Origin of the sequence: Nonomuraea ferruginea (assembly GCF_039540635.1) — a bacterium.
GTDB classification, from domain to species: domain Bacteria; phylum Actinomycetota; class Actinomycetes; order Streptosporangiales; family Streptosporangiaceae; genus Nonomuraea; species Nonomuraea ferruginea.
The window spans coordinates 143,628-166,479 of record NZ_BAABFD010000004.1 but is presented as its reverse complement, the minus strand read 5'-3'; the positions used below and the strand labels follow the sequence as shown (position 1 = coordinate 166,479).

Sequence of the window (22,852 nt, the reverse complement as noted above, 5' to 3'; positions counted from 1 at the left end):
TCAGCCCTGGGTTGATCTCTTGCTACTCCCAGGGGAGCAGTCCCGACCGTAGAGACACGCTCTTGCGGATCACTTGGACAGGACTTGGCGAAGCTCTACACAGAGTAGTACTACTTGTCGTGGCGGGGCCACTCGCCCTTCAACGATTCGGCAACGTTTCCCGTCACCACATGCGAAAACCCCCGTGCGCCGGAGCGCACGGGGGTTTTCGTGAACTGGGTCAGCTCTGGATGGAACCGGCGATCGCCGCCGCGGAGTCGGGCACCTGGGTGGCGTCCTCTCCCGCGAACAGGAACCTGGCGTCGTCGCCCTCACCCTCGATGGTCACCTTCACGACCTGCCCCGGACGGAGCTCGCCGTAGAGGATCTTCTCCGACAGCGAGTCTTCCAGCTCGCGCTGGATCGTACGGCGCAGCGGCCGGGCGCCCATGACCGGGTCGTAGCCGCGGTCGGCCAGCAGCTGCCTGGCCTCGGGCGAGACGTCGAGCCCCATGTCGCGGTCCTTCAGCCGCTCGGCCACCTGCGCGAGCATCAGATCGACGATCTTGATGATCTCGTTGGGCGTGAGCTGGTGGAAGACCACGATGTCGTCGACACGGTTGAGGAACTCGGGCCGGAAGTGCTGCTTGAGCTCTTCCTGGACCTTGGCCTTCATCCGGTCGTAGTTGGAGTCGGCGTCGTTGGACTTCGCGAACCCGACCCCGATGCCCTTGGAGATGTCGCGGGTGCCGAGGTTGGTGGTCATGATGATGACCGTGTTCTTGAAGTCGACCACCCGGCCCTGGGCGTCGGTCAGGCGACCGTCTTCCAGGATCTGCAGCAGCGAGTTGAAGATGTCGGGGTGGGCCTTCTCGATCTCGTCGAACAGGACCACGGAGAACGGCTTGCGCCGCACCTTCTCGGTGAGCTGGCCGCCCTCCTCGTAGCCGACGTAGCCGGGAGGCGAGCCGAACAGCCGCGAGACGGTGTGCTTCTCCATGAACTCCGACATGTCCAGGCTGATCAGCGCGTCCTCGTCGCCGAAGAGGAACTCCGCCAGAGCCTTGGACAGCTCGGTCTTACCGACACCGGACGGACCCGCGAAGATGAACGAGCCGCCGGGACGCCGCGGGTCCTTCAGACCGGCGCGGGTGCGCCGGATGGACCGCGACAGGCCCTTGATGGCGTCGTCCTGCCCGATGATCCGCTTGTGGAGCTCGTCCTCCATGCGGAGCAGGCGCTGCGACTCCTCCTCGGTCAGCTTGAAGACCGGGATGCCGGTGGCGGTGGCCAGGACCTCGGCGATGAGCTCCTCGGTGACCTCGGCCACGACGTCCATGTCGCCGGCCTTCCACTCCTTCTCGCGCCGCTCGCGCTTGAGCTGGAGCTGCTTCTCCTGGTCGCGGAGGGCAGCCGCCTTCTCGAAGTCCTGCGCGTCGATCGCGGACTCCTTGTCGCGGCGGACGTTGGCGATCTTCTCGTCGTACTCGCGCAGGTCCGGCGGCGCGGTCATGCGGCGGATGCGCATGCGCGAGCCGGCCTCGTCGATGAGGTCGATCGCCTTGTCGGGAAGGTAGCGGTCGCTGATGTAGCGGTCGGCCAGCTGCGCGGCGGCCACCAGCGCGCCGTCGGTGATCGACACGCGGTGGTGGGCCTCGTAGCGGTCGCGCAGACCCTTGAGGATCTCGATCGTGTGGCTGAGCGAGGGCTCGGCCACCTGGATCGGCTGGAACCGGCGCTCCAGCGCGGCGTCCTTCTCGAGGTACTTGCGGTACTCGTCGAGAGTCGTGGCACCGATGGTCTGCAGCTCGCCGCGGGCCAGCATCGGCTTGAGGATGCTGGCGGCGTCGATCGCGCCCTCGGCGGCGCCCGCACCCACGAGCGTGTGGAGCTCGTCGATGAACAGGATGATGTCGCCGCGCGTGCGGATCTCCTTGAGCACCTTCTTCAGGCGCTCTTCGAAGTCGCCGCGGTAGCGGGAGCCGGCGACCAGGGCGCCGAGGTCAAGCGTGTAGAGCTGCTTGTCCTTCAGCGTCTCGGGCACCTCGCCCCTGACGATCTTCTGCGACAGGCCCTCGACGACGGCGGTCTTGCCGACGCCGGGCTCGCCGATGAGAACGGGGTTGTTCTTGGTCCTCCGGGAGAGGACCTGCATGACCCGCTCGATCTCCTTCTCACGGCCGATGACCGGATCCAGCTTGCCCTCGCGGGCGGCCTGGGTCAGGTTGCGGCCGAACTGGTCGAGCACCAGGGACGTCGACGGGGCCGACTCCTGGGGGCCGCCGGCGGCGGCCGGCTCCTTGCCCTGGTAACCGTGGAGCAGCTGGATTACCTGCTGCCGCACCCGGTTGAGATCAGCTCCAAGCTTGACCAGCACCTGGGCGGCCACACCCTCACCCTCGCGGATGAGACCGAGCAGGATGTGCTCGGTGCCGATGTAGTTGTGACCCAGCTGCAAAGCCTCACGGAGCGACAGCTCGAGGACCTTCTTGGCCCGCGGGGTGAAGGGAATGTGCCCCGACGGAGCCGACTGGCCCTGGCCGATGATCTCCTCGACCTGCTGACGCACGCCCTCAAGGCTGATGCCGAGGCTCTCCAGAGCCTTGGCGGCCACGCCCTCACCTTCGTGGATCAAACCAAGAAGAATGTGCTCAGTGCCGATGTAGTTGTGGTTGAGCATCCTGGCCTCTTCTTGGGCCAGGACGACAACACGCCTTGCTCGGTCGGTGAACCTCTCGAACATCTCGTCGCTCCTCACAGAGCGGTCAGTCAGGCCGGTAAATCCGGTCCCGTCATCCCGCATGCTAGCCCTGGCTCGGCGAACCGTGCCCTCTGCCGCTGACGCGCTCTATAGCAGAGAGCGTTCCCCGAGAGCAGGGCGTTCACCCTCCATCCAACTATGGTTCGGGGGTGACGTGTTCCCGATACGCCGCAAGCGAACGATGTTTGGGACGCATGGGTACTGCGGCTCTTATTCGCCGCCGGCGGCGGTGGCAGATCACACGGATCGGCGATGGGGACGCCTGACGGGCCGGCCCTTGGGTCGGGTCGTCGCCCGTCATCATGCCCATGCATCCTGAGACGCCGGGTCCGTATCTCTTACACCCTGCCATCGTATGTGGCGATGCAAACGCGGGCCAAGCGGATGTGCATCGCATCACCCAGAGCGAAATCCGCCGCCTGATCAGTCTGGTCAGCGACGTTACCAGTCCGGCGTGATCGCCAAGGCCCGGAGGGACGGAACGGTAGGTGGCCTACCCGACGCGGGAAGTGCGCGCAATGCGCGGCAGCGGCCCCTTCAGAGAAGCCGTACAACAGAGATGGGGCCCCAGATCGCCCGAAAGCGCTGGAGCCCCGTCATCCCCGACAAAACCGCCAAAACACGCGCCCGGCGGTTCGATGCGAAGACCCAAATGCCCATGTTTCGGGCGAATCGAAGATCGACAGAACGGAAAGTGTCCACGATCTGAGATTCGCCCTGAACGATCATGCGCTTATGGCGACCGCCGGGGTCCTTAGGCGAGCGGCATAAGCGCATGGTCAGCCGACGGCTCCCTTAGTGGGCCGCCTCGTACTTCTCGACGACGGTGGAGGCGATCCGGCCTCGCTCGCTGACGGGCAGACCGTGGGCCTTGGCCCACTGCCTGATCTCGGCGCTCTTCTCGCGGCTCATCGCCCGCTGACCGCCGCGGCCTCGACGGCGCGTGGTGACCGCCCCTGCCCTGCGAGCGTGCTGCACGAAAGGCGTGAGAGCGTCCCTCAGCTTCTTGGCGTTAACGTCGCTGAGGTCAATCTCATAGGAAGCGCCGTCAATAGCGAAGCTGACCGTCTCATTGGCCTCGCCCCCATCGAGGTCATCGATGAGAATCTCCTGGATCTGCTTGGCCATCTACGCAATCCTTTCCGGAGCATTGTTTCATTCGCTCGACCAAACATATACCCGGAAAGACGTTAAGACAATTCAGCTCAGCGACGATTCCGCTGAGTCGCTGATCAGTTGCTCTTCTCGGCCTGATCCTGCCGGTTTGGCCGCCTCCCAGGGCCCTCGGCGCGCACCAACTTCACCACCCCAAAGATGAAGGCGCCCCCCACGACGAGCGGCGGGATGAGCGCCGACAAAACCTCTGTCACAACTTCCATTCGTCCTCGCCTCCACAGCGGACGGGGGGTTTCCTGGCCTTTTATGCACGGGCGGTGCGGCGGGCGCGGGCTTGACCGCCCCGGGTGTCGCCCTGTCGACGACCTTCGCACCGCAGACCATAGCGGCACACAGATGCCCATAGCCTGGCAGGGGCATCAACATCCGGCAACCCGGACGCCTCATAGCCTAATGCCAGTCTCTCCAGGTGCCTTACCGGATCTACCCCAAGTTTCCTGAAAAGCGGCGCCCAGGCTTCCCAGCTCAGGAATGATCTTTAACGACGAGGGTTCCGGCCAGCTTGTCATGGGGCCCACGCTGCAGCGGCTTGTCGATCAGGATGAGCAGGCCCACCGCGAACACGTACATTCCGGCCAGCAGATTGAGCACCGGAATGCCCATCACGATGGCCGGGGCCGGATAGCCGAGGACCCGTTTCAACCGGTCACGCGCCCCCAGCCGGGCCGGTTCCACCCGAATGCGCATGATCGCCTTGCCGAACGTGCGCCCGCCTCGTGAAAGCGTGACCCAGTCGTAGACCGTATAACCCAGCCCGGCCAACACCCATGCGAACACGCCCGGCAAACGGCCCCCGAAGAGCTCCAGCACCCCGACAGTCCGGAAGATGCCCCACAGCGCGATGAACAGAATGTAATAGAACACCCCGAAGACGAGCGCTTCAATGAGCCGGGCGGCCAGCCGTTCCCACCATTCCGCGGGCACCGGATCGGCCCGCGGCGTCGTGGCCATAACCCTCACCTCGCCCCATCGGTGTCCCGACCGTTCCCATTCTGGTACGGAGCACACACGCGAAAACAGGGACCGGTGGATCACCGATCCCTGTTTTCCGAGCCGTACAGGCTACTTGATCTTCACCACGACGGTGCCGGCGAACTTGTCGGCGAACGTCTGCTGCAGAGGCTTGTCCCACAGCTGCGAGGCGGCGTTGAGCATGACCGCGATCGCGCCGAGGAAGGCACCGACGAGCGGGAGGATCCCGAGCGCATAGCCGCCCCACGTGCCGCCGGCCCGCTTCAGGGCCATGTTGCCCGGCAGGCCGCCGGGCGGCATGGCGCCGCCCACGGGGACGACCTTGATCCCCATCACCATCTTGCCGACCGTCTGACCGTTCATCTTGGTCATGAAGTAGTCGTAGGCGACGTAGAGGCCGACCAGCAGGATCCACTGGATGAGACCGATCAGGAACGAGCTGAAGAAGCCCGTCGTGACACCCGTCACCGAGTTGTAGCTGGCCACGAAGAAGATGCCCAGCACCAGGGAGATGAGGAAATAGACGACGCCGAAGATGCAGCCGTCGATGAGACGGGCCACCAGCCGCTGCCACCACTCCGCCAGCGGCGCGGGGGCACCCGGAGGCTGCACGCCGACCGGCTGGCCGTAGCCCGGCTGCCCGTAGGCGGGCTGACCGTACTGCTGGCCGTACTGGGGCTGCTGACCGTAGCCGGGCTGGCCGTACTGCTGCTGGCCATACTGCGCCTGCTGACCGTAGCCGGGCTGGCCGTACTGCTGCCCTGACTGCGGCTGCTGACCGTAACCCTGCTGGCCGTAGGCCTGCTGACCGTAGCCGGACTGGGAATCGGGCTGCTGGCCGTAACCGGGCTGGGAGGGGGCCTGCTGACCGTAGCCCTGCTGACCGTAAGCCTGCTGACCCGAGGAGGGCTGCTGGCCGTAGCCCTGCTGACCCGAGGAGGGCTGCTGGCCGTAGCCGGGCTGGCCGTACTGCTGCTGACCGTACTGGGGCTGCTGACCGTAGTCGGGTTGCGAGGGAGCCTGCTGGCCGTACTGGGGCTGCTGGCCGTAGTCAGGCTGGGAAGGGGCCTGCTGGCCGTACTGGGGCTGGCCGTAGTCGGGTTGCGAGGGAGCCTGCTGACCGTACTGAGGCTGCTGACCGTAACCCTGCTGGCCGTAGTCGGGCTGCTGGCCGTACTGGGGCTGGCCGTAGCCCGGCTGGGACGCGCCCTGCTGGCCGTAGCCCTGCTGACCCGGCTGACCGTACTGCTGCTGCTGCCCGTACGGGGGCTGCTGGCCGTACTGGCCCTGGCCGTAGGGGTCGTCGGCCCTGTAGCCCACGACCGTCGCGTCGGGATCCTCCCCATGGGGGTGTCCCGGGTTGTGCCCGTATCCCGGATGATTCTCGCTGGATTCATCCTGCGGATACGGCGGCTGTCCGGTGCTCACCGTGTCACCTCGCTTCGCGTGCGCATGTGGCACGTGTCAGGGCACATGCCTGTCCTGGACAACGTATCGACATGGGTATCAACAATCACCTTTTCTGTCAGTCAAGATCCGCATCACCCGAGGTCAGGTGGAGCAACATCCGTGTGTTCCCCAGGGTGTTGGGCTTGACGTGTTCCAGGTCCAGGAACTCGGCCACGCCCTCGTCGTACGAGGCCAGGAGTTCGGCGTAGACCTCGGGCGAGACCGGGGTGCCTTTGATCACCCGGAATCCGTGTCTCGCGAAGAAGTCGACCTCGAATGTGAGGCAGAAAACACGCTGCAGGCCGAGTTCTTTGGCCGTGTCGATGAGGGCCGTGACGATGCGGTGGCCGATGGCCAGCCCGCGCGCCTCCGGGTGGACCGCCACGGTGCGGATCTCCGCCAGGTCCTCCCAGAGGACGTGCAGCGCCCCGCAGCCGACGACCTTGCCGTCGCGCTCGGCGACCCAGAACTCCTGCACGTCCTCGTACAGGGTGACCGTGGCCTTCTCCAGCAGCCGGGGGCCGGGGCCTCCATAGGTGTCGACCAGGAATTTGATGGCCTTGACGTCCGGCGTCCGGGCACGCCGGACCAGGACCTGCGTGTCGGGAAGGGGACGTTCGGCGACCTGCTCCATGACCCTCCAGCCTACAGTTTGTGATTACGGCTCACCCCTAACCCCGGACTTGCGCCCATCTTGTAACGTCTCGTGGCTGTACGAGCACCTGTGGCGTTGGAGGTTTCCTACCGTTCCATGCCTGGTCCAAGCAGGCACAAAGAGGACATGAAGTCTTTGCCATACCGGGCTTTACGAGACCACCTTGTGACCCCCCGGTTGTGAAATCTCTACAGAGTCTGTAGTTCCGGTTGAGCAGGAACCCTCGGTGCATTAGTGTCCAGCGTCGATGTCCCCGCGCATGTGGCGCGGAGACGCGCCCAATCCCCGCAAGGGGAGCCGGGGACCCGCCGGCGGCGTTCGAGCGGCGCCACCAGGGGTGAGTCCGAGCACCTCGCTCGGTAGGGCCGGTCCGAGCCCGAACCCGTCAGCTAGCCCGGTCGGCGCGCTACGGAAGGAGCTCGATTGGTGAAGCGCACGCGCGACCGCAGGGGGAGTTCCGCGGGCGAGCGCGCCCGCCCTCCGGAACGGGCCGGCTACGGCCGCAGGCTGGGCATCGTGGGCGCCACCCTCGCCGCGCTGCTCGTCGCCGCTCCCGCGGGGACCGTCGCCGCCGACCCCAAGCCCTCGCTCAAGGAGCTCTCCGAGCAGGTCGAGGAGATGCACCTGGAGATCGAGACCCTCACCGAGCAGTACAACGGGCAGCGCGAGAAGCTCAAGACGGCCAAGAAGGCCGTGGAGAACGCCAAGAAGAGGCTCGCCGCCAGCGAGGCCGACCTGGCCACGAAGAAGACCAGGGCGTCGCAGCTGGTCGAGGCCGAATACATGTCGGGCGGCCTCAGCCGGGTGCTCGCCTTCACCACCGGCGGCGACCCCGAGAGCTACCTCGACCGCGCGGCCACCACCTACGCCCTGCGACAGCAGCAGAGCGAGGAGGTCCTCAAGCTGACCAAGGCGATGGACGCGGCCGAGCGGGCCAGGACCGGCGCCCAGACCCGCATCGACGAGGTCAACAAGATCGTCAAGGACCTCGGCGCCAAGCGCGACCGGATCTCCAAGCTCGTCACCAAGGTCGAGAGCCGGTTGTTCCAGCGCGCGCTCGGCGAGGCCGGCCGCCCCGGCACCAGGGCCGTCAAGGTGACCCTGCCCATCCCCGGCGACGGCAAGGCGGCCCAGGCCGCCCGCTGGGCCCTCACCCAGCAGCTCAAGCCGTACGTCTGGGGCGCGGAAGGCCCCAACGGCTACGACTGCTCGGGGCTGGTCATGGCCGCCTACCAGCGCGTCGGCATCTCGCTGCCGCACTACACCGGCGACCAGTGGACCGCGGGCAGGCACATCGCGCGCGAGGAGCTGCGCCCCGGCGACCTGGTCTTCTTCTACAGCGACCTGCACCACGTGGGCATCTACCTCGGCGGCGGCATGATGGTGCACGCGCCGCGCACGGGCGACGTCGTACGCATCGCCTCACTCGACCGGCGCCCCTACGCCGGAGCGGTGCGCATCGCCGACTGACGGCTAGATCAGCTGGCGGCGCGCGGCCCAGGCCACGGCTTCGATGGCCGTGGCCACCCCGATCCGGTCGCAGATGCCCCTCAGTCTTCGGCGCACCGTGCGGCCGCTGCAATCAAGGCGCCTCCCCACTCGGTCTACTGTGACGCCCTTGGCCAGCTCCGCCAGCAACGCCAGATCTGCATGGCTCAGTTCAACATTTTCACTGAGCACATCCATCGGGAGCCCTCCCCCCCAACAGCACTACTCGGTGACGTCCTGGCACGAGCGAAAGGCTGCTCGCCCCGACTACGTAAACGCATCCGGCAAAGGCCGTCAAGCGTAAGATCTGCCCTACTTGACCATAGCCATTGACATGATCCGTCCTACGTGAAGTACTCGGCGTATGTCGGCACATTTCCAAGCGCAATGATCGATCACAAGGACTCTGACAGCGCGCCGCCGTCCACGCTGAGCCCCAGCGACATGCTGGGTTTCGATCCGTACGATTATGCGTTCCTGCGCGAGCCGTATTCCCGATACCGGAAGCTGCGCGAGAGCGGGCCGCTCTTCCGGACGCGCGGCGGGCTGCTCGTCGCCACCTCCCACGAGCTCTGCTCGGCCCTGTTGCGCGACCCGCGTTTCGGTCACGGCCCCACCCCCGCGCCCGCCGGGCCGGACGAACCGGTCCGTTCGTTCCTCATGATGGACCCGCCTGACCACACCCGGATGCGCGGACTCGTCAGCAAGGCCTTCACGCCCGGCATGGTGCGGCGGCTGCGCCCGCGGATCGAGACGATCACCGCGGACCTGATCGCCGCGCTGCCCGACGAGGCCGATCTGGTCCGCGACTTCGCCTACCCGCTGCCCGTCATGGTGATCAGCGAGATGCTGGGCGTGCCGGCGGCGGACCACGAGCGCTTCCGCGGCTGGAGCGAGACCATGGCGCGCAGCCTCGACCCGATCGTCACCGACGAGCTGACCGAGCGCTCACAACGCCACCGGCGCGAGTTCCACGACTACTTCCAGGGTCTCATCGCGCTGCGGCGGGAGCGGCCGGCCGACGACCTGCTCAGCGCGCTCGTCCAGGTCGAGGAGCTGACCGAGCGCGAGCTGCTGGCCACGTGCGTGCTGCTGCTGGTGGCCGGTCACGAGACGACCGTCAACCTCATCGCCAACGGCGTGCTCAACCTGGTCAGGCACGGCGTGCTGGGGCGGGCGGCCGAGCGGCCCAGGGAGGTCGTGGAGGAGGTGCTCAGGTATGACCCGCCGGTCCAGCTCACGGCCCGTGTCGCGCTGGAGGACGCCGAGCTGGGCGGCGTCCGGGTGCCGGCGGGCACGTCGACGCTGGCGCTGGTCGGCGCGGCCAACCGCGACCCCGCGGCCTTCCCCGACCCGGACCGGTTCGACGTGGGGCGGGCGCCTGGCAGGCATCTGGCGTTCGGTCTGGGGGTGCACTTCTGCCTGGGTGCGCCGCTGGCCCGGCTGGAAGGGGAGGTGGCGCTGGCCGCGCTGGCCGGGGCCGCGCCGGGGCTGGAGCTGGCCGACGCGGATCCGCCGTACAAGGAGAACCTGGTGCTGCGCGGCCTGGCCCGGCTGCCCGTCAGGCTCAACCGCCCGCGCCTGTAGCGCGGGCGGGCTTTCGCGGCGCGGTCAGCGGGTGGGCTTGACCAGGGGGAAGAGGATGGTCTCGCGGATGTTGCGGCCCGTGAATGCCATGATCATCCGGTCGATGCCGGCGCCCATGCCGCCCGTCGGGGGCATGCCGTACTCCAGGGCCTGCAGGAAGTCCTCGTCGAGCTGCATGGCCTCCGGGTCGCCGCCGGCGGCGAGCAGGGACTGCTCCTCCAGGCGGCGGCGCTGGTCGATCGGGTCGATGAGCTCGGAGTAGGCGGTGCCGAGCTCGGTGCCGAACCCGATGAGGTCCCACTTCTCGGTCAGCAGCGGGTTGTCGCGGTGGACGCGGGCCAGCGGGGACGTCTCCAGCGGATAGTCCATGACGAACGTGGGCTGGACGAGGGTGTGTTCGACCAGCTCCTCGAACAACTCCTGGACCAGCTTGCCCTGGCCCCACTTCGGGTCCCAGTGCACGTCGTGCTTGTCGGCCAGGCCGCGGACGCGCTCCAGCGGGGTCTCGGTGGTGACCTCCTCGCCCACCGCGGCGGACACCAGGTCGTAGAGCTTGGCCCGCGGCCACTCGGGCAGCCCGAGGTCGACCTCGACGCCTTCGTGGACGACCACGGTGGTGTCGAGCGCGGCGACCACGGCCTTCTGGTACATGCGCTGGGTGAGGTCGGCCATGTCGTGGTAGTCGAGGTAGGTGCCGTAGGCCTCGACCATGGTGAACTCGGGGTTGTGGGTGGAGTCGGCGCCTTCGTTGCGGAAGTTGCGGTTGACCTCGAAGACCTTCTCGACGCCGCCCACCACGAGCCGCTTGAGGTAGAGCTCGATCGCGATGCGGAGGTAGAGCTCCATGTCGTAGGCGTTGATGTGGGTCGCGAAGGGCCGGGCCGCCGCGCCGCCGTGGATCGGCTGCAGCATCGGCGTCTCGACCTCGAGGTAACCCTCCTCGTGCCAGAAGTCGCGCACCGCGCGCACGGTCGCGCTGCGGACGCGGGCCATCTTGCGCGCCTCGTCGTTGACGATGAGGTCGACGTAACGCTGGCGGACCCTGGCCTCGGGGTCGGTCAGGCCGAGGTGCTTCTCGGGCAGCGGGCGCAGGCACTTGGACGTGATCTGCCAGCGGTCGGCGAGGATGGACAGCTCGCCGCGCCGCGAGGTGATCACCTCGCCCTCGACGCCGACGTGGTCGCCCAGGTCGACGTCGTGCTTCCAGGACGCGAGCGACTCCTCCCCCACCTTGTCGAGCGAGATCATGACCTGGAGGTCGCCGCTGCCGTCGCGCAGGGTGGCGAAGCAGAGCTTGCCGCCGACACGGTTGAGCATGACGCGCCCGGCCACGCCGACCCGGTCGCCGGTGGCGGTGTCGGGCTCCAGGCCCTGGTATTTCGCCCTGACCTCCGCGTTGGTGGTCGTGCGGGGGAAACTCACCGGGTAAGGGTCGACGCCTTCGGCGCGAAGGCGGTCGAGCTTCTCCCTCCGGATGCGCATCTGCTCGGGAAGTTCGTCGCTCACATCACCAAAGGGTAGGGGATACGGCCACGTGCAAGGTCTCGTCGGTCCCCTGCAGGGGGCCTGCAAGCACGCTCGGTTACCCATGTGTCACGGGCTCGAAGGGGGGATCCGGCAGCGGGCCGGTCCAGGGGGGCTCGGGGAGAGACCATGTTCAGGAAGATCGCCACCGGCCTGCTCGCCGTCGCCGCCACCGGAGCCGTCGCCCTGTCGATGCCCGCCGCCGCGAGCGCCACCACCGCCGACGGGCACTCCTGGGGCCCGGTCTACGCCAAGCACCACCTCGCCAAGGCCCAGGGCTGGATCGGCGTGGAGTGGGACGAGCACCAGACGTCCAACACGGTCCACCTCCGCGGCCGGCTCCACGACCTCGACCAGCGCACCTACGGGCAGGGCGGCAAGTGCGCCTACGTGAGGTTCCAGGCGGCCGGCTTCGACCACGAGTGGGACGCGGTCCACGCCAGGAAGTTCTGCGGCTACCCGGGCTCCAAGAAGCTCCGGTTCGACGTGGACGACGTCGCGGCGGTGCGGGTGAAGGTCTGCCAGATCCACCCGCACCAGCAGTGGGTGAGCAAGTGCGGCCAGTGGGAGTACCTGTACGCCGCCGAGTCCGAGTGAGTTTCCTCCAGCCGCAAGCGGCCCCCTACCCGAGCGGGGGGCCGCTTGCTCATGTGTCAGCCGGTGTTGCGGTGGTAGATGAGCCGCAGGCCGATCAGCGTGAGCCACGGCTCGTGCACGTCGATGGAGCGCGACTCGCCGACGACCAGGCCGGCGTGGCTGCCGGTGGCGACCACGGTCACGTCGTCGGGGTCGTCGGCCAGCTCGGCGGCCATCCGCTCGACGATGCCGTCGACCTGGCCGGCGAAGCCGTAGATGATGCCCGCCTGAAGCGCTTCGACGGTGTTCTTGGCGATGACGGAGCGGGGCCTGATCAGCTCCACCTTGTGGAGCTGGGCGCCGGCGGCGGCCAGGGCGTCGACGGAGATCTCGATGCCGGGAGCGGTGACGGCGCCGATGTACTCGCCCTTGGCCGACACCGCGTCGAACGAGGTGGCGGTGCCGAAGTCGACGATGACGCACGGGCCGCCGTACTGGTCGATGGCGGCCAGCGCGTTGACGATGCGGTCGCTGCCGACCTCCTTGGGGTTGTCCATCCGTACGGGCACGCCGGTGCGGACGCCGGGCTCGACCACGACGGCGGTGACGTCGCCGTAGTAGCGGCGGCACATCTCGCGCATCTCGTTGAGCACGCTGGGCACGGTCGAGCAGATCGCGATGCCGCCGATGTCGGCGCCCTTCAGCAGGGGTGACTGGCCGAGCAGGCCCTGCAGGACGACCGCGATCTCGTCGGCGGTGCGGCGGGCGTCGGTGGCCAGCCGCCAGTGCTCGATGACGTCCTCGCCCTCGAAGAGCCCGAGCACCGTGTGCGTGTTGCCGACGTCGATCGTGAGCAGCATGTGTTACCCCCGTAGATCCAGTGCGACGTCCAGGGCCGGCGCCGAGTGGGTAAGGGCGCCTACCGCAAGGTAGTCCACGCCAGTCTCCGCCACGTCACGGGCCGATTCCAAGGTCAATCCCCCGCTGGCTTCGAGCGCAACCGCCTTGTTGGCGCGATTTTTCACGATTTGGACGGCCTGGGTGGTTTGTTCCACGGTGAAGTTGTCCAGCAAGATCAGATCCGCCCCCTCGGCCAGCGCTTCCTCCAGCTCCGCGAGGCTGTCGACCTCGACCTCGATCGGCAGGTCCGGATACCGTTCGCGCACCGCGCGGAACGCCGGCGCCACCCCTCCGGCGGCCACCACGTGGTTGTCCTTGATCAGGGCCGCGTCGGACAGCGACATCCGGTGGTTGACGCCGCCGCCGCAGCGCACCGCGTACTTCTCCAGCGCCCGCAGCCCCGGCAGCGTCTTGCGGCTGTCGCGCACCCGCGCCCGGGTGCCGCCGATCGCCTCGGCCCACCGGCCGGTGAGCGTGGCGATGCCGGACAGGTGCGTGACCAGGTTCAGCGCCGTGCGCTCGGCCGTCAGCAGGGCCCTGGTCGGGCCCTCCACCGTCATCAGCACCTCGCCGCGGCGGACGCGCTCGCCGTCCTCGGTCTTCCTCTCGGTACGGGTCGCGCCCAGCCGCAGGAAGACCGCCTCGGCGAGGGCGAGGCCGGCCACGACGCCGTCGGCGCGGGCCACCATGTCGCCGGACGAGAGCTGGCCGGCCGGGATCGTGGCGATGCTGGTGACGTCGCCGGCCGCCGACAGGTCCTCGGCCAGCGCCCGGTCGATCACCGCGTCGGCGTCGGCGGGGTCGAGCCCGGCGTCGGCCAGCTCCCGGGCCAGCCTCGGCGGCATGGCGTCGCCGTGCGGGGTGTAGGTCATCTGCAGGCCCTCCTCGGTCAGGGTCACGTCCAGGTGGCCGAGCCACTCGTGGTCGTCGCGCTCGGGGCGGTCCTCCCGCCAGTGGGAGCCGCGCGTCTCCAGCCGCGCCGCGGCCGTGCCCGCGAGCACGGTGGCGACGGTGAGCAGGTTGGTGGTCTCCCACGACTCGGTGCACGGCGGCACCTCGACGGGCGTCCAGCGGGCGTCGCGCAGCGCCCTGGCCGTGGCCGTCAGGGAGCCTCGGTTGCGCAGCACCCCGGCGCCGGCGCTCATGTGGTGCTGGATCCGGCCGCGCGCCCGCGGGTCGATCAGCCCGGCCGGGACGGCGGACTGCTCCGGCCCGCCCGGCCGGGGCCTGGCGCGGTGCACGTCCTCGGCGATCCGCTCGGCGAACACCAGCCCTTCGAGCAGCGAGTTGGAGGCCAGCCGGTTGGCGCCGTGCACGCCGGTGCAGGCGACCTCGCCGCACGCGTACAGGCCCTCGATGGACGTGCGGCCGTACAGGTCCGTACGGACGCCGCCGCTGGCGTAGTGGGCGGCCGGGGAGACCGGGATGAGCTGGGTGACCGGGTCGATGCCGTGGGCGCGGCAGACGGCCTCGATGGTGGGGAACCTGGTCCGCCACTTGTCCGGCCCGAAGTGACGGCCGTCGAGGAAGACGTGGTCACGCCCGGTCTCCCGCATCACCCGCATGATCGCCTTGGCCACCACGTCGCGCGGCGCCAGGTCGGCCAGCTCGTGCACGCCGGTCATGAACCTGTCGCCCTCGTGGTCGACCAGGAACGCGCCCTCTCCCCTGACCGCCTCGGAGATCAGCGGCTGCTGCCCGGTCGAGTCCTCGCCCAGCCACAGCACGGTCGGGTGGAACTGGACGAACTCCAGGTCGCGCACCACAGCGCCGGCCCGCAGCGCCAGCGCCACCCCGTCGCCCGTGGACACGACCGGGTTGGTGGTGGCCGCGTAGACCTGGCCCATGCCGCCGGTGGCGAGCACGACCGCGCGGGCCCGCACCGCGCCCACGCCGTCGCGCGCGCCCTCGCCCATGACGTGCAGGGTGACGCCGGTGGCCCGGCCCGCGGCGTCCTTCAGCAGATCGAGGACGAGCGCGTGCTCGATCACCTCGAGGCCGCTCGCGCGTACCGCCTCGACCAGCGCCCGCTGCACCTCGGCGCCGGTGGCGTCGCCGCCCGCGTGCACGATGCGGTCGCGCCGGTGACCGCCCTCGCGGGTGAGCTGGAGCCGGCCGTCGGGGGTGCGGTCGAAGCGGGCGCCGCGGTCCATCAGCCGCCGCAGCGCTCCCGGTCCCTCGGTGACCAGCGTGCGCACGGCCCGCGTGTCGCACAGCCCGACCCCGGCCAGCAGCGTGTCGTTGAGGTGCTCGTCCGGGCTGTCGCCGGGGTCGAGGACGGCGGCTATGCCGCCCTGCGCCCATCGGGTGGAGCCGGAGGAGAGCACGTCCTTGGTGACGACCAGGACCCGCTCGGCCGGGGCCAGCTCGGCGTGGCGCAGCGCCACGGTGAGCCCGGCGATCCCGGATCCGACGACGACCAGGTCGGCCTCGGCGGTCCAGCCCGGATCGGGCGCCGCCAGCCGCAGGGGGATCGCCGGTGCACTCATGGGCCCTCCTCAATCGGGGCTATTTCGTCAATATGACGATAACGCCTGACCGAGTATGCGCGCGCCCCGGGGGCCGCTACCGGCCCAGCCGCACCACCATGTTGTCGATCAGCCTGGTCGCGCCGACCTTCGCGGCCACCGCGAGAACCGCTTCTCCCTCGTACGGGTCGGAGACCTCCGTGAACGTGGCCGGATCCACCAGCACCAGGTAGTCGAGCTCCAGCTCCGGCGGGGCCTCGGCGAGCACCTTCGAGGCCGCGGCGCGGACCCGGGCCGGGGTCGGCTCACCCGCTCCGGCGCGCAGGGCGCGCGACAGCGCCAGCGCCACCCGGCGCTCGCCGGCCGACAGGTAGCGGTTGCGGCTCGACAGGGCCAGGCCGTCGGGCTCCCTGACGGTCGGCGCGCCGACGACCTCCACGGGCACGTCCAGGTCGGCGACCATGCGGCGGATCATGGACAGCTGCTGGGCGTCCTTCTGCCCGAACACCGCGACGTCCGGCCGCACCAGGTTGAACAGCTTGAGCACCACGGTCAGCATGCCGTCGAAGTGGCCCGGCCGGGAGGCGCCCTCGACGATCCGCCCCATCTCGCCCGCGCACACGCTCACCTGGCGGTCGGGGAGGTACATGTCGCCCGCCGCCGGGGCGAACACCACGTCCACGCCCTCCTCGCGGCACGCCGCCAGGTCGGCGTCGAAGGTGCGCGGGTAGCGGGAGTAGTCTTCCCCGGGCCCGAACTGCAGCGGGTTGACGAAGACGCTGACGACGACCTGGTCGGCACGGTCGCGGGCCAGCCTGATGAGCGAGCGGTGCCCTTCGTGCAGGGCTCCCATGGTGGGGACGAGGGCGAGGGTGCCGCCACCGCGAGCCTTGATCAGATCGGTGCGGTTCCTGGCGAGGATGAGGTCCATGCGCTGCCTCCGAGAACGGATCCATGCCCGTCGCGGGTCACGGTCAGGTCCATATGTTGCCACCCAGCGCGTCGAGGAGCCGCTCCGCCTCCTCCGGTTTCAGCAGCCCGGCCGCCAGCGCCCGGTCGGCCGTGAGCCTGGCCAGCGCCACGTAGGCGTCGGCCGCCTCGGGGGCGGCCAGGATCAGCGCGTCGACGTGCTTGCGCACGGTGCCGGCGTCGCCGCGCACGACCGGCCCGGTCAGGGCCGACAGGCCGAGCCTGAGCACGTTGTCGAGCGCGGCGCCGAGCAGCGGCCCGAGCATCCGGCCCGGGTGGTCGACGCCGATGCGGCCGAGCAGCTCCTCCGACTCGGCGATGAGCGTCACCATGTGGTTGGAGGCGTTGGCCAGGGCCGCGTGGTAGAGCGGGCGGTCGGCGTCGGCGATCCAGACCGGCTCCCCGCCCATCTCGATGACCAGGGCCTCGGCGATCGGCCGCAGCGGCTCGGGGGCGGTGACGCCGAAGGAGCAGCCGGTGATGCGGTTGAGGTCGTCGTCGCGGCCGGTGAAGGTCATCACCGGGTGCAGCGCCAGCGGCAGCGCGCCCTTGCGGGCGGCCGGGTCGAGCACGGACAGGCCGTACGCGCCGCTGCAGTGGACGAGGATCTTGCCGTGCAGGTCGGCGCCGGTGGCTGCCAGGCCGCCCACGAGGTCGGGCAGCGCGTCGTCGGGCACGGTGAGCAGGATGAGCTGGGCCGCCGCCACCACCTGGTCGGGCCGCACCGGCTCGACCCCGAGCCTGGCCGCGGCCCAACGCTGGGAGGCGTCGGAGACGCCGCTCGCGGCGACGACGCGATGGCCGGCCTGCGCCAGCGCGGAGCCGAGCGCGGAGCCGACCTTGCCCGCTCCCAGCACGCCGACGGCCAGGCGGGCCGGGCGATCGGCTGCCTCCATGACGTACACCCCCGGTCGACCTGATGGCACTGCCGACCAGGGTAACCGGCGCACCGGCAAGAAGAGATGACCGGGGTTTTGCTGCATGTTGCGTTACCGACAAAAGGGACAAGGGCAGGTGAACCGGTGCACCCCCTGTCGGATGAGATGAGGAGAGGGGTTCACCGCTGGGAGCGGGCGCCGAGTCCTATCACGACCCGACGCCCGCACTGTGTCAGGGGCCTCTTGGGCGGTGCGCATGGCCGCCACCGCCGACTGGCGGCCATGGCGGGGCCCGGATCCGGTCCGGGCCCCGTGTCCATCGTGAGATAGTCCAGACATGTGGCTCACCTGGCGCGAAGCCACTCAGCGCGCGCTGTACGGCGAGGGCGGCTTCTACCTTCGCGAACGCCCGTCCGGCCACTTCCGCACCTCGGTCGTCGCGTCACCGGCGTTCGCCGAGGCGGTGCTGGCCCTGCTGCGCGAGGTCGACGCCGAACTCGGCGCCCCCGCCGGGATCGACCTCGTCGACGTCGGCGCGGGCGAAGGCGTGCTGGTCCGCCACGTGCTCGCCATGGCCGGCCGCGGGCTGCGGGCCAGGCTGCGGGTCACGGCCGTCGACCTGTCCCCCCGGCCGGACGATCTTCCCGAGGAGATCGGGTGGTCCGCCCGGATCCCCTCCGGGGTGCGCGGCCTGGTGATCGCGAACGAGTGGCTCGACAACGTCCCGCTGGACGTCGCCGAGCAGACCGCAGACGGGCCGCGGCTGGTCCTGGTCGACACCGAGACCGGCGAGGAGCGGCTGGGCGGCGAGCCGCCGGCGGCCGATCTGGAGTGGCTGAAACGGTGGTGGCCGCTGTCGTGCGTCGGCACGAGAGCCGAGATCGGCCGCACCCGCGACGCGGCCTGGGCGGCGGTCCTGGCGCGGCTCGACCAGGGGCGGGCCGTCGCCGTCGATTATGCACACCCTGTGGATAACCGGCCGCGCTGCGGCACGCTCACCGGATATCGCGACGGCGCGGTCGTATCCCCGATCCCCGACGGGACCTGCGACATCACCGCGCACGTCGCGCTCGACGCGTGCGCCGAGGCCGGGCGGCGGGCGGGCGCGATATCCACAGCCTTGTCCACACAGCGTGCCGCGCTGCGCGAGCTGGGCGTCACCGGCGCCCGCCCCTCCCTCGACCTGGCCCGCACCGATCCTCCGGGCTATCTCCGGGCGCTCGCCCGGGCCTCCGAGGAGGCCGAGCTGATCGATCCGGCGGGGCTGGGCGGGTTCGGCTGGCTCTGCCAGCGCCGGTGACCCGGCGTCAGCGCGTGCTCAGCTCCAGGCCCTGCAGCCCTCGGATGATGTAGCCCGGCTTCCACTCCGGCTCCCTGACAAGCTCCAGCGCCGGCGTCCGGTCGAGCAGCGCGCCGAACGACTCGACCATCTCGATCCTGGCCAGCGGCGCGCCCAGGCAGTAGTGGATGCCCAGGCCGAACGAGATGTGCGGGTTGTCCTTGCGGCCCGCGTCGAACCGGTCGGGGTCGTCGAACACCTCGGGGTCGCGGTTGGCCGAGCCGAACAGCAGCGCCACCTCGGCCCCGCGCGGGATCCGCACGCCGCCGACCTCGATGTCCTCCAGGACCCAGCGCTCGAACATCTGCGCCGGGGTGTCCCAGCGCAGCACCTCCTCGATCGCCGTGGGCAGCAGCGAGCGGTCCGCGCGGAGCCGGGCCAGCTCGTCCGGGTTCCTGAACAGCGCCCACCAGCCGTTGCCGGTGGCGTTCACGGTGGCCTCGTGACCGGCGTTGAGCAGCAGCACGCAGGTGCCGATCAGCTCGTCCTCGGTCAGCTCGGGGATCCCCGCCAGCGCGCTGATCAGGTCGTCGCCCGGCTTCCCCGCCCGCTCGCGGGCCAGCCCTCTCAAGTACTCGGCGAACTCGTCCGCCGCCCTGACCGCGGTGTGCTGCATCTCCTCGCTCGGGTTGAGCTCGTACATCAGGCAGATGTCCGAGGACCAGGGCCGCAGCAGGTGACGGTCCCGCTCGGGGATGCCCAGCATCTCCGCGATGACCGTCACCGGCAGCGGCTCGGCGACCTCCGCGATCAGATCTCCGCCGCCCTTCTCCACGTACGCGTCCACGAGCCCTTCAGCGATGGCCCGCACGCGCGGCCGCAGCGACTCGACCATGCGCGGGGTGAACGCCTTGGACACCAGGCGGCGCAGCCGGGTGTGCACCGGCGGCTCGACGTCGAGCATGCCGGCGCGGACCACCCGCCAGAACGGCTCCTGGAACTCCGGCTCCGGTGGCCTGCCGAACTCCTCGTCCGTGGCCACGTGCAGATAGGAACGGCCGAGCCTGCGGTCACGCAGCAGCTCGTCCACATCCGCGTGGCGGGCGATCAGCCACTGGTCGGCGGGTTCGAAGTAGCTGACCGGGGCCTCCCGCCTCAGCTCGGCGTAGACGTCGTAGGGATGGGCCACGAAATCCGGATTCCAGGGATCAAAGCGCACTATTGCATAGTAGGAGCTTCCTCCACCTGCTTGTTCTTCCTGCTCCGCACCCGGATGTTGAGCAGCTCGACGACGACCGAGAACGCCATCGCGAAGTAGATGTAGCCCTTCGGGATGTGCTGGTCGAGACCCTCGGCCACGAGCATCACACCGATCAGCACCAGGAACGCCAGCGCCAGCATCTTGATGCTCGGATGCGCGTCGACGAACCGGCTGATCGGCCCGGAGGCGAACAGCATCACCGCCACCGCCACGACCACGGCCGCGATCATCACCCCGAGCTCGTCGACCATGCCCACGGCGGTGATCACCGAGTCGAGCGAGAACACGATGTCGAGCAGCATGATCTGCACGATGACCGACGTGAACGAGACGACGGCCGCCGACTTGCCGTCCTTGCCCGGCCCGTCCATCGTGTGGCTGATCTCGGTGACGCTCTTGGCCAGCAGGAACAGCCCGCCCAGCAGCAGGATGAGATCTCGTCCCGATATCTCGTGACCGAACACCTCGAACAGCGGCGCGGTGAGCCGGACCACCCACGACAGCGCCAGCAGCAGGAGCAGCCGCATCACCAGCGCCGCGGCCAGGCCCAGCACCCGCGCCCGGTCGCGCTGCTCGGGAGGCAGCTTCCCTGCCAGGATGGAGATGAAGATGATGTTGTCGATGCCCAGGACGATCTCCAGGGTCACCAGGGTGAGGAACCCTATCCAGATCTCCGGGTTGGACACCCAGTCAAGCATCGCCGCCTACTTTCGGTGGGGGAACGTACCACCGCCCAACGAGCAGAACTCCGGAGAAGTTCGCGATCCGGATGAATCATCGGTTATAGTCCGGCACGTAGGTCATGAGTGCCAGCGCCAAGCCCCGGCTCGCTGGCCGGCAACCCTCGCGTCCGCGGCGGGGTGCCCCGGGTGAAGACCTGGTCCGCCACGAAGGGTGGCGGGCAAGCGCGGGCTCCGTGGCTGCTCCTGGGGTCCGATGACGCCCGAGGAGGCATGCCGTGTCCACTTTGACGATCTTCGACGCCGCCCGCACCGCTCCCGAGAAGCACCCGGAGCCCTGTCCGGCGCGTGCGATCCCCGCCGTGCTCGGCGCCGACCTGCGGGTCCCGGTCAAGGGCGGCAGGCTCGCCGGGTACGCCAACCTCGACTACGCCGCCAGCGCCCCCTGTCTGGAGCAGGTCAGCGCCGCCGTCGCCGCCGCGCTCCCGGCCTACTCCAGCGTGCACCGCGGCGCCGGGTACGCCTCCCAGCTCACGACCGCGCGCTACGAGCAGGCCCGCCACACCGTACGGGCCTTCGTCGGCGCCCGCACGGACGACGCGGTGGTCTTCACCCGCAACACCACCGACGCCACCAACCTGCTCGCCCGCTGCCTGCCCGAAGGCACCACTGTGGTCGTCTTCGACACCGAGCACCACGCCTCGCTGCTGCCGTGGCAGCGGGTGGTCCGGCTGGCGCCGCCGGCCTTCCCCGGCGAGGCCGTGCGCGCCGCCGACGACACCCTGGCCGGGATCGACGGCCCCAAGCTCCTGGTCGTGACCGCCGCCTCGAACGTCACCGGCGAGCTCTGGCCCGTCGCCGCGCTGGCCCACATCGCGCACCGGCACGGCGCGCGCATCCTGGTGGACGCCGCCCAGCTCGTCCCCCATCGGCCGCTCAACCTGACCGCGCTCGACCTGGACTACGTGGCCTTCTCCGGGCACAAGCTGTACGCGCCGTTCGGGGCTGGGGCGCTGGTCGGCCGCGGTGACTGGCTGGCCGCCGGCGACCCGTACCTGAAGGGCGGCGGCGCGGTGCGCGCCGTCGGCGAGGACGGGGCCGACTGGCACGAAGACCCCGAGCCGCGGCACGAGGCGGGCACCCCGAACGTGCTGGGCGCCATCGCGCTGGCCGCCGCCTGCGACGCGCTCACCGCCACCGGCTGGACCCCGCTCGTCCGCGAGGAGGAGCGGCTGCTCGCCCGGCTGCGTGCCGGCCTCGCCGCCATCGACGGGGTACGGGAACTCTCGCTGTGGGGGCCCGGCCACCCGCGCGTCGGCATCGTGTCCTTCACCGTCGACGGCCACCCGGCGCGCGAGGTCGCCGAGACGCTGTCGGCCGAGCACGGGATCGGGGTGCGGGACGGCAAGTTCTGCGCCCACCCGTTCGTCCGGCACCTGCTCGGCACGCAGGACGGCGGCTGCGCGGACGGCACCGCCTCGGCCGTGCGCGCCTCGATCGGCATCGGCACGACCGAAGAGCATGTCGACCGTCTTCTCGCCGCGCTGCGCGACCTGGCCGGTCGCTGAGCGGCCCGCTCAGCGACCGTAACTCCTACGGCTTGCGTGGGTTGGGCCGGGTCGGCTCGTCGCCGAGCAGGCGGTCGACGTCACGCATGTCGCGGTCGTCCAAGCCGCTCGCGCCGCTCCCCTGCGGGGGCACGTCGCGCTGCGGTTCCTCCATCACCGTGGGCCGGGTGGGCGCGTTGTCGAGCCCGCCCGGCACCGGCTCGTAGGCGGGCTCGGTCGCGGCGGCCCGCCGGGAGCGACGCCTGTGCACCGCGTGGATGATCCCGTCGAGGCCGATGCGCCCGCCGCCCAGCGCGATCAGCAGCAGGCAGGCCGCGCCCAGGGCCGCCACCAGCTCCCAGCCGCCCTCCGTGACGAACACCCCGCCGGCCGCGTGCACGAAGAGCAGCGCCCCGATCATGTCGATCAGCAACAGCGCCGCCGAGATCCGGACCGCCAGCCCCACGATCAGCAGCACCCCGCAGACCACCTCGACGATCGTCGCGAAGGCGGCCGACGCCTGAGGCAGTGGCACGCCCATCTCGGTGAAGCCGGCGCTGATGGCCCCCAGACCCGCTGTCCATTTCTGCAGCCCGTGCGCCACGAAGATGACGCCGATCACCACCCTGGCGATCAGGGCAGCCACATCAAAGATGACCCTCTTCATCGTCTTGTTCCCCCGTTCCAGATAATCCTCCCCCGC

19 protein-coding genes and 2 riboswitches are annotated in these 22,852 nt (G+C 69.8%); of the genes, 5 read left to right on the top strand and 14 right to left on the bottom strand.

The window, feature by feature from the left end; all coding sequences use genetic code 11:
• Positions 1-220 precede the first annotated feature (220 nt).
• The 5 genes from ABD999_RS09605 to ABD999_RS09585 all read right to left on the bottom strand — a co-directional run bounded on the left by ABD999_RS09605 (position 221) and on the right by ABD999_RS09585 (position 6,971).
• Positions 221-2,722, bottom strand: a complete 2,502-nt coding sequence (locus tag ABD999_RS09605) for an ATP-dependent Clp protease ATP-binding subunit (RefSeq protein WP_148035607.1) — start codon at positions 2,720-2,722, stop codon at positions 221-223.
• Between the two features lie 813 nt (positions 2,723-3,535).
• Positions 3,536-3,868: a histone-like nucleoid-structuring protein Lsr2 gene (locus ABD999_RS09600; RefSeq protein WP_148035608.1), complete on the bottom strand. Its 333-nt coding sequence runs from the start codon at positions 3,866-3,868 to the stop codon at positions 3,536-3,538.
• Between the two features lie 513 nt (positions 3,869-4,381).
• Complete coding sequence (locus ABD999_RS09595; RefSeq protein ID WP_148035609.1) at positions 4,382-4,867, bottom strand: RDD family protein; 486 nt, start codon at positions 4,865-4,867, stop codon at positions 4,382-4,384.
• 111 nt (positions 4,868-4,978) lie between these two features.
• Positions 4,979-6,316, bottom strand: a complete 1,338-nt coding sequence (locus ABD999_RS09590) for an RDD family protein (RefSeq protein WP_271275963.1) — start codon at positions 6,314-6,316, stop codon at positions 4,979-4,981.
• Between the two features lie 97 nt (positions 6,317-6,413).
• Complete coding sequence (locus tag ABD999_RS09585; protein ID WP_148035610.1) at positions 6,414-6,971, bottom strand: amino-acid N-acetyltransferase; 558 nt, start codon at positions 6,969-6,971, stop codon at positions 6,414-6,416.
• A 286-nt stretch (positions 6,972-7,257) separates the two neighbouring features.
• Positions 7,258-7,412, top strand: a riboswitch (cyclic di-AMP (ydaO/yuaA leader).
• A 6-nt stretch (positions 7,413-7,418) separates the two neighbouring features.
• Between ABD999_RS09585 and ABD999_RS09580 the strand changes: the two genes are divergently transcribed.
• Positions 7,419-8,462, top strand: a complete 1,044-nt coding sequence (locus ABD999_RS09580) for a C40 family peptidase (RefSeq protein WP_271275962.1) — start codon at positions 7,419-7,421, stop codon at positions 8,460-8,462.
• Positions 8,463-8,465: 3 nt separating this feature from the next.
• Here the strand turns inward: ABD999_RS09580 and ABD999_RS09575 are convergent, their stop codons facing one another.
• Positions 8,466-8,678: a LuxR C-terminal-related transcriptional regulator gene (locus ABD999_RS09575; RefSeq protein WP_148035612.1), complete on the bottom strand. Its 213-nt coding sequence runs from the start codon at positions 8,676-8,678 to the stop codon at positions 8,466-8,468.
• Between the two features lie 189 nt (positions 8,679-8,867).
• Here ABD999_RS09575 and ABD999_RS09570 point away from each other — a divergent pair, with 189 nt between their 5' ends.
• Positions 8,868-10,067 carry a cytochrome P450 gene (locus ABD999_RS09570; RefSeq protein WP_271275961.1) on the top strand — a complete coding sequence of 400 codons (1,200 nt, stop codon included), beginning with the start codon at positions 8,868-8,870 and terminating at the stop codon, positions 10,065-10,067.
• A gap of 24 nt (positions 10,068-10,091) precedes the next feature.
• On the opposite strand, the gene lysX is transcribed toward ABD999_RS09570, so the two are convergent.
• Entirely contained in the window at positions 10,092-11,549 is a 1,458-nt protein-coding gene (gene lysX / locus ABD999_RS09565) for a bifunctional lysylphosphatidylglycerol synthetase/lysine--tRNA ligase LysX (RefSeq protein WP_378525222.1), read from the bottom strand.
• Positions 11,550-11,720: 171 nt separating this feature from the next.
• Here lysX and ABD999_RS09560 point away from each other — a divergent pair, with 171 nt between their 5' ends.
• Positions 11,721-12,188, top strand: coding sequence for a hypothetical protein (locus tag ABD999_RS09560; RefSeq protein WP_271275959.1), 468 nt, complete (start codon positions 11,721-11,723; stop codon positions 12,186-12,188).
• A 56-nt stretch (positions 12,189-12,244) separates the two neighbouring features.
• On the opposite strand, the gene ABD999_RS09555 is transcribed toward ABD999_RS09560, so the two are convergent.
• From ABD999_RS09555 to ABD999_RS09540, 4 genes are all read right to left on the bottom strand, one after another.
• The gene (locus ABD999_RS09555) at positions 12,245-13,027 is read right to left on the bottom strand and encodes a type III pantothenate kinase (RefSeq protein ID WP_271275958.1); all 783 of its coding nucleotides are present in this window, start codon (positions 13,025-13,027) and stop codon (positions 12,245-12,247) included.
• Between the two features lie 3 nt (positions 13,028-13,030).
• Complete coding sequence (locus tag ABD999_RS09550) at positions 13,031-15,556, bottom strand: L-aspartate oxidase (protein WP_271275957.1); 2,526 nt, start codon at positions 15,554-15,556, stop codon at positions 13,031-13,033.
• A gap of 76 nt (positions 15,557-15,632) precedes the next feature.
• Positions 15,633-16,466 carry a pantoate--beta-alanine ligase gene (panC, locus tag ABD999_RS09545; protein WP_271275956.1) on the bottom strand — a complete coding sequence of 278 codons (834 nt, stop codon included), beginning with the start codon at positions 16,464-16,466 and terminating at the stop codon, positions 15,633-15,635.
• Positions 16,467-16,509: 43 nt separating this feature from the next.
• A complete protein-coding gene (locus tag ABD999_RS09540) occupies positions 16,510-17,400 on the bottom strand; it encodes a Rossmann-like and DUF2520 domain-containing protein (protein ID WP_148035617.1) in 891 nt (296 codons plus the stop codon).
• Positions 17,401-17,719: 319 nt separating this feature from the next.
• Here ABD999_RS09540 and ABD999_RS09535 point away from each other — a divergent pair, with 319 nt between their 5' ends.
• The gene (locus ABD999_RS09535) at positions 17,720-18,682 is read left to right on the top strand and encodes an SAM-dependent methyltransferase (RefSeq protein WP_271275955.1); all 963 of its coding nucleotides are present in this window, start codon (positions 17,720-17,722) and stop codon (positions 18,680-18,682) included.
• Positions 18,683-18,689: 7 nt separating this feature from the next.
• Here the strand turns inward: ABD999_RS09535 and ABD999_RS09530 are convergent, their stop codons facing one another.
• Complete coding sequence (locus ABD999_RS09530; protein ID WP_271275954.1) at positions 18,690-19,880, bottom strand: cytochrome P450; 1,191 nt, start codon at positions 19,878-19,880, stop codon at positions 18,690-18,692.
• The gene (locus tag ABD999_RS09525) at positions 19,880-20,620 is read right to left on the bottom strand and encodes a TerC family protein (protein ID WP_271275953.1); all 741 of its coding nucleotides are present in this window, start codon (positions 20,618-20,620) and stop codon (positions 19,880-19,882) included. The genes ABD999_RS09530 and ABD999_RS09525 overlap by 1 nt, the downstream gene beginning before the upstream one ends.
• Before the next feature lie 100 nt (positions 20,621-20,720).
• Positions 20,721-20,836, top strand: a riboswitch (SAM riboswitch).
• Between the two features lie 44 nt (positions 20,837-20,880).
• Between ABD999_RS09525 and ABD999_RS09520 the strand changes: the two genes are divergently transcribed.
• The gene (locus ABD999_RS09520; protein WP_378525215.1) at positions 20,881-22,170 is read left to right on the top strand and encodes an aminotransferase class V-fold PLP-dependent enzyme; all 1,290 of its coding nucleotides are present in this window, start codon (positions 20,881-20,883) and stop codon (positions 22,168-22,170) included.
• A 25-nt stretch (positions 22,171-22,195) separates the two neighbouring features.
• Here the strand turns inward: ABD999_RS09520 and ABD999_RS09515 are convergent, their stop codons facing one another.
• Complete coding sequence (locus tag ABD999_RS09515) at positions 22,196-22,795, bottom strand: DoxX family protein (protein ID WP_271275952.1); 600 nt, start codon at positions 22,793-22,795, stop codon at positions 22,196-22,198.
• Between the last annotated feature and the right edge of the window lie 57 nt (positions 22,796-22,852).